The organism is Pseudomonas argentinensis, from assembly GCF_001839655.2.
GTDB classification, from domain to species: domain Bacteria; phylum Pseudomonadota; class Gammaproteobacteria; order Pseudomonadales; family Pseudomonadaceae; genus Aquipseudomonas; species Aquipseudomonas argentinensis_B.
On record NZ_CP056087.1, the window covers coordinates 4751897 to 4767561 of the forward strand.

Below are 15665 nucleotides of genomic sequence, written 5' to 3' on the forward strand. Positions count from 1 at the left end.
GTTCCCTTCGAGTCAATACCCACCTCGGAGCACGAATGAAGACTGTACTTATCACTGGCTGTTCGTCCGGCTATGGCCTGGAAACCGCCTGTCACTTCCTGGCAAACGGCTGGAAGGTCATCGCTACCATGCGGGCCCCTCGGACGAACCTGATTCCAGCCTCGGACAACCTGCGCATCCTGCCGCTGGATGTCACCCAGCCCGAGAGCATCAGCCGGGCTTTGGAGGCCGCTGGCCCCATTGATGTATTGGTGAACAATGCCGGCATTGGCCTGCTCGGTGCATTCGAAGCCACCCCAATGTCCACGGTACGGGAGATCTTCGAGACCAATACATTTGGTGTAATGGCCATGTGCCAGGCAGTGATCCCGCAGTTTCGCGAGCGCGGAGCCGGCACGATCGTCAACGTCACATCCAGCGCTACGCTGTCCCCGTTCCCCCTCGTGGCCGCCTACACGGCCAGCAAGACCGCTATCGAAGGCTTCACGGCTTCCCTGGAGCATGAACTCAAGGCGGTGGGCGTGCGGGTCAAACTGGTCGAGCCCGGCTACGGACCTTCCACGAGCTTCACCGCCAACGGCCAGCAGCGCATGCAGGGCCTGATCACGAAGCCCTACGAACCCCTCGCCCATGAGGTGTTCGCGGGATTCGGCCAACTCGCCGCAGTGACAGCCACAACGGATGTCGCTGAAGGTATCTGGAGTGCCGCCAACGACACCTCCGGCCGGCTGCATTTCCCGGCCGGTGCCGACGCCATTGCACTGACGCGGACTGCCTGACGGCGCGTGCCGCCGTAACCCGCCCTCACGAGAAGATCGCCTTGGCGGCGCGGGATGCCTTGAGCGCCTGGGCACTGGCCGTTGAGGCGGGCGTTTGCTCCGAGCATTCTGTATATGACAGGCAGAAACGGGGGCGGATCTGCCACCGCATCAGCCGCCAGGGCCGCGCAAACAGCCGGTCGATGAAAGCATTCATCACCGCGCTGAGCGCAGCAGCTCCCTCGCTTCGCATGCCTGGGCAGGCCCGCAACGGCGCAATGCGAATCACTCTTCGCTAGACGATACAACATAACATTACTATATTACCCGCCCCCATTTTTCTCATTGGGCAGCGCGGCGACGCCCTGCCCTCGTCGAAACTCGCCAAGGACCTGCCCATGCACTCCAGGAACCGCCCTCGCCTCTCACTGCTCGCCGGTGCCTTCGCCGCCTGGCTGACGCTGACAGCCGGCCCTGTCGCCGCCGAAGAAAGCGTGTTCGACGTGGTCGCGCCGTTCGAGATCGGCGGGCTGGACCCGGCGATTTCCGGGTTTATCTTCCAGCGCATGCAGATCACCGAAACCCTGCTCGAGGCCGACGCCAAGGGCCAGCCGCTGCCTGCCCTGGCCGAGCGCTGGAGCCTGTCGGACGATGGCAAGCAGTGGACCCTGGCGATCCGCCAGGGCGTGAAATTCCACGACGGCAGCGACCTCACCGCCGCCGTTGCCGTCCATGCCCTGGAGGCGGCGCGCAAGAAGCCCGGCATGCTGCGTGACGCGCCGATCACCGCGATCAGCGCCAGTGGCAATGAGGTGGTGATCACCCTCAGCAAACCCTTCAAGCCACTGGCCGCGCTGCTGGCTCACTCGTCCACCAACATCCTGCCCGGCGCGGCCTATGACGCCGACGACAACGTCAAGCAGATCATCGCCACCGGGCCCTATCGACTGACCCTGCTGGAACCGCCCCAGCGTCTCGCCGCCGAGCGCTTCGAGGGTTACTGGGGCGCGAAGCCGAGCATCGAGAAGACCACCTACCTGGGGGCCGGACGCGGCGAAACCCGCTCGCTGATGGCCGAGAGTGGCGGTGCCGAACTGGTGTTCCAGCTCGACCCGCCGAGCATCGCGCGCCTGCAGCGCAACCCCAAGGTGCAGGTGCTGATGGGCCCGGTGCCGCGCGTGCTGGTGCTGGCGGCGAATGCCGGCAGCGGTGCCACCGCGCCGGTGGAGGTGCGTCAGGCGCTGAGCCTGGCGATCAACCGCGAAGGCATCACCGCTGCCGTGCTGCGCGCCCCGGGTACCGGCGCGACGCAGATGTTCGCCGACAGCGTGCCGGCCTGGCACGACGCCAGCCTGCCGCCACTGAAGTACGACCCGCAGGCGGCCCGTGACCTGCTCGCCGCCCAGGGCTGGGCGCCAGGCGCCGACGGCATTCTGGAAAAGGATGGCCAGCGCCTGCAGCTCAAGCTGCTCACCTACTCCGATCGCCCGGAACTGCCGCTGATCGCCACCGCCCTGCAGGCGCAGTTGCGTGAGGTCGGCGTGGACGTGGAAGTCGCCGTGACCAACGCCAGCGCCATCCCCGCCGCGCACAACGACGGCACGCTGCAACTGGCCCTGTACGGGCGCAACTACGCCCTGGTGCCCGATCCGCTGCTGACCCTGATGGCCGACTTCGGCAACGGCGGCGCCGAATGGGGCCCGCTGGGCTGGAACAACCCGCAGTTCGACCAGACCCTGAGCAAACTGCTGGCCAGCGATGACCCGGCCGAGCAACAGCAGCTGCGCAACAAGCTGATGACCCTGGTGCAGACCGATCTGCCGCTGATTCCCATCGCCTGGTATCGCCAGTCCATTGCCGTATCCAAGCAGGTCGAAGGCGCCGCCATCGATCCGTTCGAGCGCACCTTCGGCCTGAGCAGCATGCGGTGGCGCCCATGATGCGGTTGCTGGGCTTTCGCCTGCTGCAGGCGGTGATGGTCGCCGTGCTGATCGGCGCCCTGACCTTTCTGCTGATGAGCCTGTTGCCCGGCGATGCGGCCTATCGCATCGCCGCCGGGCGCTATGGCTACGACATGGTCAATAGCGCGGCGGCCGAAGCGGTGCGCGCCGAGCTGGGTTTGGATCAGCCGGTGCTGTGGCGCTTCACGGCGTGGATCGGCGACCTGCTGAGCCTCGACCTGGGTAACTCGCTGGTCACCGGCAGGCCGGTGCTGGACATGGTCGCTCACGAACTGGGCAGCTCCGTGCGCCTGGCGGTCGGCGCCGTGTTGCTGTCCTTCCTGATCGGCCCGCCCATCGGCATTTTCGCCGGGCTGCGGCCGGGCGGCATGCTGGACCGCGGCCTGCTGCTGCTCAGCACGGTCACCCGCGCCATCCCGCACTTCGTGCTCGGGGTGATTCTGGTGCTGATCTTCTCGGTATGGCTGATGGTGCTGCCGTCCGCCGGCCATGGCAGCTTCATCCACACCATCCTGCCTACCCTGACCCTGGCATTGGGCCTGGCGGCGGTCTCCTCACGGGTCGCGCGGGACGCCACCGTGGCGGTGGCGTCGTCCGCCTACTTTGCCTTCGGCCGCCTCAAGGGGCTGAGCGGTGCCCAGGTGTTCATGCGCCATGGCCTGCGCAATATCGGCGTGCCGGTGGTGACCTATCTCGGCGTGCAGCTGGTGTACCTGATCGAGGGCGTGGTGGTGGTCGAGACGCTGTTCGCCTGGCCGGGCATCGGCCACGGCCTGGTGCACGCCATCGTCCAGCGCGACGTGCCCATGGTGCAGGGCACCGCATTGGCCATGGGGCTGATGTTCGTGCTGCTCAATACCGCCGTGGACCTGCTCAACCACCTGATCGACCCGCGCCGGAGAACCGCATGAGCCTGGAAATCACCATCGCCGAGGCGGCGCCCGCACCGCGCGCGACCGTCCGTTTCATCGGCCTCGCCCTGCTCGCGGCGCTGGTCGCCTTTGCCATCGGCGTGCCGCTGCTGTGGGGCGTGGACATCGCCAAGCAGGACTACAGCGCGATTCTCGCCGGCGTGAGCAGCGCCCACCCGTTGGGCACCGATCACCTGGGCCGCGACATGCTCGCCCGCCTGGCCGCCGCCGTGCGCCTGTCCCTGGGCCTGGCGCTGGTCAGCGTGGCCACCGCGGCCATTCCCGGCGTGCTGCTGGGCATCCTGGCGGCCTGGAAAGGCGGCTGGGTCGACAAGGGCCTGGGCCTTTTGGCCGAGATGTTTCTGGCTCTGCCCGGCCTGCTGCTGGTACTGCTGATCGTGGCCATCTACCCCGGCTCGTTTCTCGCCCTGTATGGCGCGGTGGCGCTGGTGCTGTGGATCGAATACTTCCGCATGACCCGCGCCCTGGCGCGCACCGTGCTGGCCTCGCCAGCCGTGGCGGCTTCGCAGCTGCTGGGCTTCGGCCCGGCATACATCATCCGCCGCCACCTGTTGCCGGAACTGGCGCCACTGCTGATGACCATCGCCGCCTTTGGCGCCGCCGCGGCGATCATGGCCATCGCCGCCCTGGGCTTCGTCAGCGTCGGCGTCAAGCCGCCCACCGCCGAGCTGGGGCTGATGATCACCGAGCTGCTGCCGTACTTCGCCGAAGCGCCGTCGGTGATCGCCCTGCCGATCACCGTGATCTTTCTTATCGTTCTGTCACTGCTGCTGATTGCCGGGGGGCGCAAGCCATGAAACCACTGCTGAGCACCCGCGCCCTGGAAATTCGTACCGCCACCGCGCAACTGGTCGAGCCGCTGTCCATCGACCTGTGGCCCGGCAAGGTGCTGACCATCATCGGCGAAACCGGCTCGGGCAAGAGCCTGTTCGCCCAGGGCATCGTCGGCAACCTGCCGGCAGGGCTCTCGGCCCATGGCGAGATCGAACTGGCCGGTGGCCTGCGCGAATCCGGCCTGGCCAACCGCCGGCGTGCCGCCTGGGGCCGTGAACTCGCCGTACTGCCCCAGGAGCCCTGGCTGAGCCTGGACCCGACCATGCGCGCCCTCGACCAGGTGGCGGAAACCTACCGCTACGTGGTCGGCAAAAACGCTCAGGAATCCCGTCAGCAAAGCCGCCAGGACCTGACGCAGCTGGGCATCGAGCAGGCCGAGGCGAAGTTTCCCTTCCAGCTCTCCGGCGGCATGGCCCAGCGCCTGGCCTTCGCCGCCACCCACGCCGGCGGCGCCAAGGTGATGATCGCCGACGAACCCACCAAGGGCCTCGACAGCGCGCGTATCGGCGAAGTGATCAGCCTGTTGCAGGCCGGCATCGCCGAGGGCGGCGCGCTGCTGATCATCACCCACGATATCGAGGTGGCGCGCCGGCTCGGCGGCCAGGTGATGATCATGCTCAAGGGGCGGATCATCGAGAGTGGCAGCGCCGCGCAGGTGCTCGATGCGCCAACCCATGAATACACCCGACGCCTGTTGAACGCCGACCCGGCACGCTGGCCGCGCCATGAACCGTCGGTGTCGAGCGGCGAGCCAGTGGTACAGGTGCGCGACCTGGCCGTGGAGCGTGGTGACCGCGTGCTGTTCGAGGGGTTGTCGTTCGACGTGCGCCCTGGCGAGGTGGTCGGCGTCACCGGCCCGTCGGGCTGCGGCAAGTCGACCCTGGGTGACGTCATACTCGGGTTGATGCAGGCACGCAGCGGTACCCTGACCAAGCGCCGCGAGGCGCCACGCGTGGCCTTCCAGAAGCTCTACCAGGACCCGGTGGCGGCCTTTCCGCCGACCGTCACCCTGGGCCGCTGCCTGGCCGATCTGGTGAATTTGCATCGCCTCGATGCCAGCCGTATCGATGGCCTGCTCGCGCGCCTGCGTCTCGACGGCGGCCTGCTCAACCGCCTCCCCGGCAACGTCTCCGGCGGCGAGCTGCAACGCTTTTCCCTGCTGCGCGTGCTGCTGCTCGACCCGGTGTTCATCTTTGCCGACGAACCCAGCTCGCGCCTCGACCTGATCACCCAGCAGGAGATGATCGAATTGCTGGTGGAAACGGCCCGGGAACGCCGCACCGCGGTGCTGCTGGTCAGCCATGACGAGGCGCTGATCGAGGCGGTAGCGGATCAGCGCATTCGTCTGGGCCACTGAGCGGCGCGGTTGTGCGCGGGCTCAGGCCTGTGCACAACCGTCGGAGGCGAGCATCTCGCTGATCCAGCGCACCTGCTGCTCCAGTTCCTCATCCTGCACGATCCGCTGAGCGCGGGCCAGGCCAGCCAAGGTCTGCTGTTTGAGACGCAGCAGGCGCCGCCACTTGGCGACAAAAACCGGGCTGCGCTCTTGCACCAATAGCGGGCCGAAATACAGCGCTCTGTCGGTATGGCGCCTCGGTTCACCGGGCTCGGCAACGATGATCTCGTAGAAGAAGCGGTTTTCCTGCAGCACTTCCTCGTGGCGGATGCGGTAGCCGTTATCCATCAGCCACCTGCGCAGCGGCTGCTCGCCGCCATTGGGTTGCAGGATCAATAGCTCGTTGCCGCCGAGCCGCCCCTTGTCCCGCGCGAGGATGTCGCGAATGGTCTCGCCGCCCATGCCGCAGAAGCTGATGGCGGTGATGCCGTCACCGGGCTCGATGGCCGCCAAACCATCGGCCAGGCGCACGGCGATCTGCTCGCCCAGGCCGTTCTCGCGAACACTTCGCTCCACCGCGCGCAACGGTGTGAGCGCCACCTCGCCGGCGACCGCAGCGCTGATCACCCCACGCTTGACCAGCGCGACGAGCAGGTAGCCGTGGTCGGTGCCGATATCGGCAAGCCGCGCTCCGGCCGGCACCTGGGCGGCGACGCGCTCCAGGCGCGCGGATAATTGGCGTGGGTTCAAGAGCGGCCTCGTGAATAGCACACTGGCCAGGGCTGGCCGAGCGGCCGGCGATTCTGTCGGGCAATGGCCGGCGAGGCAACCGCAAATGGCGCCGCCCGTGGCCTGCTCAGCAGGCGCGCTGGCCGCCGATCAAGGCGCCGAGGCTGAGGGTGCCCACCTGCACACCTTCACAGGCACGCGCCTCCTGGAGGCATTGCAGGCACAGCCGGGCATTGGCGCCGTGGGCGCACGACAGGTCTGCGGCGCCCTGGTCGAGCAGGATGGCGCCGGCCTTGCGCGAGCGCATGTCGGGCAGCAGCTCGCTGACCAGCGCCGCCAGGTTCAGGCAACCCAGCTCGGCCGCATCATCACCGTGGGCTGGCCCATTGCTGCAGTCCAGGCCGTAGTACATGGCGTCGATCGGCCCGACGCTGCTGCGGATGGAGCGGATCATCGCCCTGGCCTGCTCCGGCCGCGCCAGCTCGCCGGTAAAGGTGCGGGTGGCGATGCCTTCGCTTTCCAGCACGCTGGTCAATGCCTTTATGCAATGCGCATGGTCGGTCACCAGCACCACGTCATACCCCTGGTTGCCATACTGACGGGCGGCCAGCGCGCCCACGCTGTTCTGCGCCCCGAAGACCACGAAAGTTCGATTCATGCCTCAACCCGCCCGAAAGTTGCGTGCACAGGCCCGGCGTTTCCGCTGCGCCTCGTGGGCGGCGGCCGCCTTGCCTCAGCGGCCCTGTCGGCCGTTGCAGCCGATGGTCACCCGGCAACATTGCCTGAACATTGCGCCGTGATTTTCCCGGCTCCGCTACTATGTGCCGCTCCGATAACCGCGCGGTAATGCACCTTGCGAATCCTCCTCGTCGAAGATGACCTGCCCATGGCCCAGGCCCTGCAAGAGGCGCTTGGCCGGCACGGTTTGCTGGTCGATACCGTGCACTCGCTGGCCGCGGCGGGGGCGACCCTGCGCCTGAGCGTGCACGACCTGTTGATTCTCGACCGCGGCCTGCCCGATGGCGATGGCGTGGGCTTCATCGCCACCGCCCGGCGGCTGTGCCCGGCGCTGCCCATCGTGCTGCTCACCGCCCGTGGCGAGATCGCCGAGCGGGTCGACGGCCTCGATGGCGGCGCCGACGATTACCTGGTCAAGCCGGTGGCCGTCGACGAACTGCTGGCCCGGGTGCGGGCGATTGCCCGGCGCCCGGCCACGCTGGTGCTGCCCACCGCCACGCTTGGCGCCCTGTCGTTCGACTTCAGCGCCCGCGAGGCGGTCGTCGACGGCCAGGCGCTGCCACTGCCGCGGCGCCAGTTGCTGATCCTCGAAGCGCTGATCTACCGCCAGGGCCGTACGGTGCTGCGCGAGAACCTCCACGAGGCGGTGTATGGCCTGGCCGACGAGATCCAGTCCAATGCCCTGGACGCCCATGTGTCGAGGCTGCGCCGGTCGCTCAAGGATGCCGAAGCAGGGGTGGAGATCGCGGTGATCCGCGGCGTCGGCTACCTGCTCAAGGAAAGCCGATGAAAACGGTCCATAACCCGTCGTTGATCAGCCGCCTGCTGTGGTCGCTGTGCATCATGCAGGTGGTGGTGCTGATGGCGGCGATTGCCGGCACCCTGTATCACATCATCGACGACCAGTTCACCTTCATGGACGATGCGGTGATCGAAGCCCTGGAGGATTCCATTGCCGTGCAACCCCAGGGGCTGGTCTTCGCGTCCAGCGAGCCGTTACGCCAGTTGCAGGCGGCCAACCCCGGCCTGTGGGTGGTGATCGCCGACGGCAACGGGCGGCGTAACGAACTCGGCCGCGTGCCGGGCGAATACCGCGAGCTGGCCAACTACCTGCCGGTGCTCGGCATCTCGCAGATACGCACCCTGCCGGAACACCGCCAGCTGACCATGCGCATCGAGGTCAAGGAGATACAGGGGCAACGCGTGCATATCATGGTCGGCGGCGTGGCGGATCTGAGCTTCACCAGCCTGATCGTCCAGGCCACCGGGCTGCTGAGCCCCTACTTCCTGACACCGCTGCTGCTCTTCACCCTGCTCGCCACGCCCATCGTGGTGCTGCGCGCCATGCGCGGGGTGCGCCGGCTGGCCAGCCGCGCCGCGGCGCTGGACATCTCGCAGCCCGATGCGCACCTGCCCGAGGACTCGGTGCCGCGGGAAATTCGCCCGCTGGTCAGCGCCTTCAACGCGGCCATGGAGCGCTCCAGCAAGGCCTACCACGCCCGCGACCGCTTCCTGCGTGACGCCGCCCATGAACTGCGCATGCCGATCGCCGTACTGATGGCGCGCCTCGACGGCATGCCCGCGCACCCGATCAAACCCATGCTGCAGATCGACCTGGCACGCCTGGCCACCGTGGCCGAGCAGTTGCTCGACTTGCAACGGCTGCAGGCCCCGCAGATGGAGTTCGCGCCGGTGGATCTGGTGGCCCTGGGCCGCGAGGTGATTTTCGACATCGCCCCCCTGGCCCTGGCCCGTTGCGACGACCTGGTGCTGGAAGCGCCCGAGCAGCCGATATGGGTGCTGGGCCAGGCCAGCGCCCTGAGCCGGGTGGTCACCAACCTGCTGCAGAACGCCCTGGTGCACGGTGCCGGGGTCGGCACCATCAGCCTGCGCATCGGCGCCGATGCCAGCGTGGCAGTGGCCGACCAGGGCCCTGGTGTGGCGCGGGAAGATCGCGAGCAGATCTTCCAGCCCTTCTACCGCGGCAAGACCGAACAGCCCGGGCATGGCCTCGGCCTGCACCTGGTACGGGAGATCGTGCGTGCCCATGGCGGGCGTATCAGCGTCGAGGATGCTGCCGGCGGCGGCGCCGTGTTCCGGGTGCAACTACCCCTGGCCTCCGCTTAGACGAGCGCGACAATCAGGTGCAAGGGCTGGCGGCCACACGGCCGCTGGCCAGCGGGCGACTTACGCTGAGCAGGCCCACCAGGGCGATGGCGGCGCCGACCCACAGCGGCGCACGCAGGCCGTAGCCCGCTTCGATGGCCGCGCCACCGGCCCAGCTGCCGAACGCCAGCCCGGCGGTGATCACCGAGGTGTGCAGGGTGTTGACCAGGGCGCCGGGCTCGGCGGCCTTCATCACCCGCGCGACCATCGCCGGGTTGAGCGCCACGCCGGTCAGGCCGATGGCGATAAAGCAGCCCAGGTTGAGCCACAGGTTATCGCCCGCCAGGGCGAAGCCGGCCATGGCCAGCACCAGCATGATCAGGCCCAGGCCCAGCGCGGTGAAGGTGTGGCTGTCGGCGAAACGGCCCACCAGCATGTTGCCGATCAGGTTGGCCACGCCATAAAGCGCCAGCATCGGTGCCACCTGGCCAGGCGCCAGGCCGACCTCCTCGATAAGGATCGGCGTGCAGTAGCTGAAGGCCGCGAAGGTGGCGCCGATGATCAGCCCGCTGGTCAGGTAGGCGCCCCACAGGCGGCGGGTGCGCAGGGTCCTGATCTGTTCGCCGAGGCGGGCTTCGCCGCCAGCCTCGGCCTTTGGCAGGCGTATGGCGGCGAGCAAGGTGCAAATCAGCGCCAGGCCGACCACCGCCCAGGAGCTGGCGCGCCAACCATGGTGCTGCTCGATCCAGGCGGTCAGCGGTACGCCGGCCACCGGCGAGAGCATCAGCCCGGCAAGCACCACCGACACCGCGCGACCGCGCTCCTGATTGGCGACCATCGCCGCGCACAGGGTCATGCACAGGCCGATGCACGCGGCACTGGACACGCCCATGATGATCCGCGCCAGGGCCAGCACCGGGTAGCTGGTGGCCGCCGCGGCCAGGGCGCCGGCCAGCACGTAGACCGCCAGCAGCCCGACCAGCGCCGGCTTGCTGCCGATGCCGCGCGACAGCAACAGCATGGTCACCGGCGGGCCGCCGAGGGCCATGCCCAGAGCGTAGAAGGCGATCAGGTTGCCGACCTCGCCCAGGCTTACCGAAAACGCCTCGGCCAGGGCCGGCATCATGCCGGCGACCATGAATTCGGCGGTGACCAGGGAGAAGATCGTCGCACCCAGCAGGTAGATGGTGAACGGCAGTTTGGCACGAGCGGACATGGGCGACCTTGAGTCTGGAAAAACGGGTCGCCACCCTATGCACTCAGGCCAGGCGGGTCAAATGATCGCGGTGCATAGCGGTCATGCCTGCGGACAATGGTGCGACCCGGGCACCTGGCTGCGGCTTCGATCAGTTCACAGAGGGTCTTGGCGGCTATCCCATTTCGGCACAAGTTAATTTTATTAATGATTAACCTGACTTACGGAATGGAAATTGCCTCATGCTGGGTACACAGCCTCGACACCCCAGTGAAGGTTTCGAAAATGCACAGTCTCGCGGTTACCCAAACCGATACGCCCCCGGCAGTCCCGCCCTCGGCGATCAGCTATCGGCGTTCGCACGATGTCGATGAGCATGCGCAACTGTCCGGCTGGCAGCTGCGTTACGACCAGCTCGGCGCCGGGCGTTTCAGCGGTGAAATACTCGAGCTGCAGCTCGATGGCATGCAGCTGATTCGCGACCGCGCCAACCAGGCGATGCTCAAGCAGGCGGCCACCTGGCCTGGGGCGATTGCCTTCGCCATGCCGCTGAGCTGCCGCGACCCGCACCTGCACTGTGGTGGCCACTCGATTCACGCGCCGAGCCTGCTGGTCGGCCGCGGCGACAGGTTGCCGGAGCTGCGCGTGAGCGGCGAGCTGGACGCGGTATGCATCGCCATCGACGAGCAGTCGCTGCAGCGCACCCTGCACCAGCAGCAGCGCGAACTCGACCTGACGCGCCTGTCTCGCTGTTACCACTTGCTCGGCCAGGCCAACCAGCAGCAGCTGATCAACCTGTTCGGCAGCGTGCTCGACAGGCAGGCCCCCGTCGCCACACTGCTCGATCACGGCACGATCCGTGGTGCCATCCGTGATGCCATCGTCATGCACCTGCTGGAGCTGATCGACGCCGAAGGCGACCACTCGCTGCCGCCCAGCGCACGCCGGCGCATGGTCGACCGTGCCCGCGACTACGCCCTCGCCCATCCGGAGCGGCCCATCAACATTCTCGAGCTGTGCAACCAGATCGGCGCCAGCCGCCGCAAGCTGCAGTACTGCTTCCAGGAAGCCCTGGGCATCAACCCGCTGGCCTACCTGCGCACCATCCGCCTGAACGCGGTGCACCGTCAGTTGCGCCACGCCAGCGAGGTCGATTCGGTACAGACCATCGCCGCCAACTGGGGCTTCTGGCACCTGAGCCGCTTCGCCAGCGACTATCGCCAGCTGTTCGGCTGCAAGCCGTCGGAGACCTTGCGTCAGGCTCGCCAACACTGTGCCGAAAACGGATAACGGCGAACCCTGAAGCGTCCCTAGGCTGACTTCCCACACAATAATAAAAGGGGTCAGCCATGCCGGTTCGCCGTGCGTCATTCACTCATCTGTCCGTTCTGTTCGGCGCCACCCTGCTCCTCGGCAGCCAGGCCCAGGCCACGGAAAACGGGGCGCCCACCACGCCCGCCGGGGTTTACGACTTCGGTGCCGGCATGTCACCGCCGTCTACCCCCTACGGCACCCTGGGCCTGCGCGCGGCCTACTACTCCACCAACGTGCAGAAGGACCGCAACGGCGACAAGGTAGGCAACGCTTTCTCGCTGGACGTGTTGTCGCTTGGCGTGGCCTATATCCGCATGACCGAGCAGCAGTTGTTCGGCGCCCGCTACGGCTTCGCCATCGCCCAACCGTTCTTCCAGATGGATGCGCGCCTCAAGGTGGCTACCCCGTTCGGCCCGTTACGCCTGGAAAAGGAAGTGTTCCGCCAGGCCGACACGCAGATCACTCCGCTGATCCTGCAGTGGGACATTTCCCGCAATCTGTTCATCAATACGCGCCTGCAGATCCAGGCGCCGACCGGCGACTACGACAGGAACCGGCTGATCTCCCCCGGCCTCAACCACTGGACCCTCTCCCCCGCCCTCAATGCCACCTGGCTCAGCGACGGCGGCTTCGAGGTGTCGTCCAGCCAGCAGCTGGACATCAACAGCCGCAACCACGCTACCGACTACCGCAGCGGCACCGAGTACCGCCACGAGTTTTCCGTGGGCCAGCACGTCGGGCCGTGGACGCTGGGCCTGGGCGGCTACTACTACCAGCAGGTCAGCGACGACGACGCGCCCAACCTCGATCACGGCAACCGCGCCCGGGTCATCGCCGTCGGCCCGGCCGTGAGCTTTCTCAAACCCGGCCTGCCGCCGGTGTGGCTGCATGCCTACAAGGAGTTCGACGCCGAGAACCGCACCGAGGGTTACAACGTCGCCCTGCGCGTTGCGTACAGTTTCTGAGGTGGCTGCCATGACGATCGAATCGACCGTTTCACCTCAGGGCGGCGCTCGCCAGGCCGTGCCCCGTCGCGAGGGCCTGGTGCTGGTACTGGGCAGCAGCCTGACCATCATGGGCTCGGTGATGGTCGCGCCCATCCTGCCCAAACTCGGCGCCGAATTCGGCCCCTTCGAGCCCCGCGCCGACCTGCTGGTGCCCCTGGCGATAACCGGCCCGGCCCTGGCCATCGCGCTGTTCGCGCCGCTGGCCGGCTGGCTTGCCGACCGTATCGGCCGCAAGGCACTGCTGATCATCGCCACCCTGCTGTACGCCCTGCTCGGCGTGCTGCCGGCACTGCTCGATGACCTGCGCCAGATCGTCGCCGCGCGGCTGCTGTTCGGTTGCGCCGAAGCGGCGATCATGACCTGCTGCGCGGCGCTGATCGCCGACTACTGGCAAGGCGAGGACCGCATGCGCCTGGTCAACCTGCAGGTGGTCGGCATCGGCCTGGTCGGCGCCCTGTGCTTCGTGGCCGGCGGCGCACTGGGCGAGCAGTCCTGGCGGCTGCCGTTCTACCTGTACCTGCTGCCGCTGCTGCTGGTTCCGGCGATGCTGCGTGTGCTCTGGGAGCCGCCACGGCGTGTGGCGAGCAGCGTGCAGGCGGACGACGAGCAGGTGTCCATCCCGCGCCTGGTGGTCGGGTATCTGCTGATTCTCGCCGGCATGGTGCTGGCCGTGGTGGTACCGGTGCAATCGCCGCTGCTGCTGGCCGGCATGGGCATCACCTCCAGCACGCTGATCGGCGCCTGCGCCGGACTGGGTCTGCTGGCCAGCCTCGGCGGCTCGCTGACCTGGCCACTGCTGCGCCGCGGCCTGGGCATCCCCGGTTGCAACGCCCTGCTGCTGGGGCTGATGGCCACCGGCCTGTGGCTGCTGATCCACGCCCAGAGCTACCAGGCCATGCTGGTGGCGGTGGTCGTCCACGGCCTCGGTGTCGGCCTGCTGGTGCCCAACGCCATGGCCCCGGTGATGAACGCCCTGAGCGCCAGCACCCGTGGCCGCGGCCTGGGCGGCTTCACCGCCTGCCTGTACATCGGCCAGTTCGCCAGCCCATTGGCGGTCGCCACCCTCATGGCGCTCGGTTACGACCTGCGCGGCGCCATCGGCTGGCTGGCCACCGCCAGCCTGGCCGGCGCGGCCATCTGGCTGGTGGCCGCCCTGCTCCGACCGCGCGACACGGCGCTCGCCTCACACCCGTGAATTTCCCTTTGCCCGCTGCAGGCCAGCGGGTGTTACCCCATAGCCGAGGTTTTGCCATGCACGACATTCACACCCTGATGGATCAACACGACGCCACCGGCCTCGCCGGGCTGGTCGACAAAGGCGAAGTCAACCCCGGCGAGCTGCTCGAAGCCAGCATCGCGCGGCTGGAGCAGGTCGAGCCGCAGCTCAATGCGGTAGCCGAGAAACTCTACGACAGCGCGCGCCAGGCGACACTTGGCAACGGCCCGTTGCGCGGTGTGCCGACGCTGATCAAGGACCTGTTCGCGCCGCTCGACGGTGCGCGCATGAGCAACGGCTCGCTGGCCCTTGGCGAAGCGCGCATGGAGCTGGATGACGCCGTGGTCAGCCGCCTGCGCGAGGCCGGCTGCCAGTTCATCGGCACCACCACGGCGCCAGAGTTCGGCACCTCCTACACCACCGAGTCGACCCGTTTCGGCGCCACCCGCAACCCCTGGGACACCGCGCGCAGCGTCGGTGGCTCCAGCGGTGGCGCCGCGGCGCTGGTCGCCGCCCGCGTGGTGCCCTTCGCCCACGGTAACGACGGCGGTGGCTCACTGCGCGTGCCGGCCTCCTGCTGCGGGGTGTTCGGCCTCAAGCCAAGCCGTGGGCGCATGCCCAGCGGCCCGCTGACCGGCGAAGGCTGGGCCGGCATGAGCACCGCCCACGCGATCACGGTGTCCGTGCGCGACAGCGCCGCACTGCTGGACATCACCGCCGGCGCCGACCTCGGTGCCCCCTACGCCGCGCCCTGGCAGCACGAGCCCTTCGCCGACAGCCTGCGTCGCCCACCACGGCCGCTGCGCATCGCCCTGGTCGAGCACCTGGCGCCCTGGGCCAGCGGCCCGGAAGCGCTGGCCGCGGTGCGCCACAGCGCCAGACTGTGCGAGGCCCTCGGCCACCGCGTCGAGCACGCTACCCTGCCGGTCGACGCCCTGGCCTTTCTCGATCAGGTGTTCGATATCATCGGTGCCAGCACCAGCAGCTACGTCGGGCTGCTCGGCGAGATGCGCGGCACCCCGGTAAGCCCCGAGGAGCTTGAGCCGCGCACGCGGATCATCCTGCGCGAGAAAGGCGGCACCAGCGGCGCGCGCTATGCCGACGCGGTGGCCAGCATCCATATGCTGGGCCGGCGCCTGGCCGCCTTCCTCAGCGACTTCGACCTGATCCTCACCCCGACCCTGACTCGCGAGCCGCCGCTGATCGGCAGCCTCGACCCCTTCGACGACAGCCTCGACCTGGCCGCAATGATCGAGCGCTTCCACAGCTACTCGCCATTCACCGCGCTGTTCAATGCCAGCGGCCAGCCGGCCATGTCGGTGCCGTTGTACTGGACCAGCGGTGGCCTGCCCCTGGGCTCGCACTTCGCCGCGCGCTTTGGTGAGGAAGGCACCCTGCTGGCTCTGGCCGCCCAACTGGAACAGGCTCAGCCCTGGGCCGGACGGGTGCCGCCGGTAAACGCCCGAAAAGGCTGACGGCAAGCGCGGGCGTCGAACTCGTCGGTGCCCGCCCCCATACATCGCCTTGCTCAAAAGGCGC

14 protein-coding genes are annotated in these 15665 nt (G+C 68.0%); 11 read left to right on the forward strand and 3 right to left on the reverse strand.

What is annotated here, in order from left to right:
• The first annotated feature begins 35 nt into the window (after nt 1-35).
• The 5 genes from SA190iCDA_RS21525 (at nt 36) to SA190iCDA_RS21545 (ending at nt 5842) form a co-directional block, all read left to right on the forward strand.
• Entirely contained in the window at nt 36-779 is a 744-nt protein-coding gene (locus SA190iCDA_RS21525; protein WP_070887270.1) for an SDR family oxidoreductase, read from the forward strand.
• A gap of 377 nt (nt 780-1156) precedes the next feature.
• Nucleotides 1157-2698 carry an ABC transporter substrate-binding protein gene (locus SA190iCDA_RS21530; protein ID WP_070887268.1) on the forward strand — a complete coding sequence of 514 codons (1542 nt, stop codon included), beginning with the start codon at nt 1157-1159 and terminating at the stop codon, nt 2696-2698.
• Nucleotides 2695-3630 carry an ABC transporter permease gene (locus SA190iCDA_RS21535; protein ID WP_070887267.1) on the forward strand — a complete coding sequence of 312 codons (936 nt, stop codon included), beginning with the start codon at nt 2695-2697 and terminating at the stop codon, nt 3628-3630. The genes SA190iCDA_RS21530 and SA190iCDA_RS21535 overlap by 4 nt, the downstream gene beginning before the upstream one ends.
• Nucleotides 3627-4448: an ABC transporter permease gene (locus tag SA190iCDA_RS21540; protein WP_070887266.1), complete on the forward strand. Its 822-nt coding sequence runs from the start codon at nt 3627-3629 to the stop codon at nt 4446-4448. The genes SA190iCDA_RS21535 and SA190iCDA_RS21540 overlap by 4 nt, the downstream gene beginning before the upstream one ends.
• Nucleotides 4445-5842, forward strand: a complete 1398-nt coding sequence (locus tag SA190iCDA_RS21545) for an ABC transporter ATP-binding protein (protein ID WP_070887265.1) — start codon at nt 4445-4447, stop codon at nt 5840-5842. The genes SA190iCDA_RS21540 and SA190iCDA_RS21545 overlap by 4 nt, the downstream gene beginning before the upstream one ends.
• A 21-nt stretch (nt 5843-5863) precedes the next feature.
• Here SA190iCDA_RS21545 and SA190iCDA_RS21550 read toward each other — a convergent pair whose 3' ends face one another.
• Together SA190iCDA_RS21550 and SA190iCDA_RS21555 are read right to left on the reverse strand one after the other, a co-directional pair.
• Entirely contained in the window at nt 5864-6571 is a 708-nt protein-coding gene (locus SA190iCDA_RS21550; protein WP_070887264.1) for a tRNA (adenine(22)-N(1))-methyltransferase, read from the reverse strand.
• Nucleotides 6572-6677: 106 nt separating this feature from the next.
• Nucleotides 6678-7208 (reverse strand): SDR family NAD(P)-dependent oxidoreductase, encoded by a 531-nt coding sequence (locus SA190iCDA_RS21555; protein WP_083329875.1) that lies wholly within the window; start codon nt 7206-7208, stop codon nt 6678-6680.
• A gap of 195 nt (nt 7209-7403) precedes the next feature.
• Between SA190iCDA_RS21555 and SA190iCDA_RS21560 the strand changes: the two genes are divergently transcribed.
• Entirely contained in the window at nt 7404-8078 is a 675-nt protein-coding gene (locus SA190iCDA_RS21560) for a response regulator transcription factor (protein ID WP_070887262.1), read from the forward strand.
• Nucleotides 8075-9415, forward strand: coding sequence for a sensor histidine kinase (locus SA190iCDA_RS21565; protein ID WP_070887261.1), 1341 nt, complete (start codon nt 8075-8077; stop codon nt 9413-9415). Before SA190iCDA_RS21560 ends, SA190iCDA_RS21565 begins: the two co-directional genes overlap by 4 nt.
• A 13-nt stretch (nt 9416-9428) precedes the next feature.
• Here SA190iCDA_RS21565 and SA190iCDA_RS21570 read toward each other — a convergent pair whose 3' ends face one another.
• Complete coding sequence (locus SA190iCDA_RS21570; RefSeq protein ID WP_070887260.1) at nt 9429-10610, reverse strand: MFS transporter; 1182 nt, start codon at nt 10608-10610, stop codon at nt 9429-9431.
• A 264-nt stretch (nt 10611-10874) separates the two neighbouring features.
• Here SA190iCDA_RS21570 and SA190iCDA_RS21575 point away from each other — a divergent pair, with 264 nt between their 5' ends.
• From SA190iCDA_RS21575 to SA190iCDA_RS21590, 4 genes are read left to right on the forward strand one after another with little or no spacing between them, the layout of a single operon-like run.
• On the forward strand, nt 10875-11879 hold the full coding sequence (locus SA190iCDA_RS21575; protein ID WP_070887259.1) for a helix-turn-helix domain-containing protein: 1005 nt from the start codon (nt 10875-10877) through the stop codon (nt 11877-11879).
• Between the two features lie 59 nt (nt 11880-11938).
• Nucleotides 11939-12868, forward strand: coding sequence for a SphA family protein (locus SA190iCDA_RS21580; RefSeq protein WP_070887258.1), 930 nt, complete (start codon nt 11939-11941; stop codon nt 12866-12868).
• 10 nt (nt 12869-12878) lie between these two features.
• Nucleotides 12879-14105: an MFS transporter gene (locus SA190iCDA_RS21585; RefSeq protein ID WP_070887257.1), complete on the forward strand. Its 1227-nt coding sequence runs from the start codon at nt 12879-12881 to the stop codon at nt 14103-14105.
• Nucleotides 14106-14161: 56 nt separating this feature from the next.
• Complete coding sequence (locus SA190iCDA_RS21590; protein WP_070887256.1) at nt 14162-15601, forward strand: amidase; 1440 nt, start codon at nt 14162-14164, stop codon at nt 15599-15601.
• Nucleotides 15602-15665 lie beyond the last annotated feature (64 nt).

What these genes read in the sequence shown, in the direction of transcription:
- SA190iCDA_RS21525 (WP_070887270.1), top strand. Translation starts at nt 36, where the DNA reads ATGAAGACTGTACTTATCACTGGCTGTTCGTCCGGCTATGGCCTGGAA.
- SA190iCDA_RS21530 (WP_070887268.1), top strand. Translation starts at nt 1,157, where the DNA reads ATGCACTCCAGGAACCGCCCTCGCCTCTCACTGCTCGCCGGTGCCTTC.
- SA190iCDA_RS21535 (WP_070887267.1), top strand. Translation starts at nt 2,695, where the DNA reads ATGATGCGGTTGCTGGGCTTTCGCCTGCTGCAGGCGGTGATGGTCGCC.
- SA190iCDA_RS21540 (WP_070887266.1), top strand. Translation starts at nt 3,627, where the DNA reads ATGAGCCTGGAAATCACCATCGCCGAGGCGGCGCCCGCACCGCGCGCG.
- SA190iCDA_RS21545 (WP_070887265.1), top strand. Translation starts at nt 4,445, where the DNA reads ATGAAACCACTGCTGAGCACCCGCGCCCTGGAAATTCGTACCGCCACC.
- SA190iCDA_RS21555 (WP_083329875.1), bottom strand. Translation starts at nt 7,208, where the DNA reads ATGAATCGAACTTTCGTGGTCTTCGGGGCGCAGAACAGCGTGGGCGCG.
- SA190iCDA_RS21565 (WP_070887261.1), top strand. Translation starts at nt 8,075, where the DNA reads ATGAAAACGGTCCATAACCCGTCGTTGATCAGCCGCCTGCTGTGGTCG.
- SA190iCDA_RS21570 (WP_070887260.1), bottom strand. Translation starts at nt 10,610, where the DNA reads ATGTCCGCTCGTGCCAAACTGCCGTTCACCATCTACCTGCTGGGTGCG.
- SA190iCDA_RS21575 (WP_070887259.1), top strand. Translation starts at nt 10,875, where the DNA reads ATGCACAGTCTCGCGGTTACCCAAACCGATACGCCCCCGGCAGTCCCG.
- SA190iCDA_RS21580 (WP_070887258.1), top strand. Translation starts at nt 11,939, where the DNA reads ATGCCGGTTCGCCGTGCGTCATTCACTCATCTGTCCGTTCTGTTCGGC.
- SA190iCDA_RS21585 (WP_070887257.1), top strand. Translation starts at nt 12,879, where the DNA reads ATGACGATCGAATCGACCGTTTCACCTCAGGGCGGCGCTCGCCAGGCC.
- SA190iCDA_RS21590 (WP_070887256.1), top strand. Translation starts at nt 14,162, where the DNA reads ATGCACGACATTCACACCCTGATGGATCAACACGACGCCACCGGCCTC.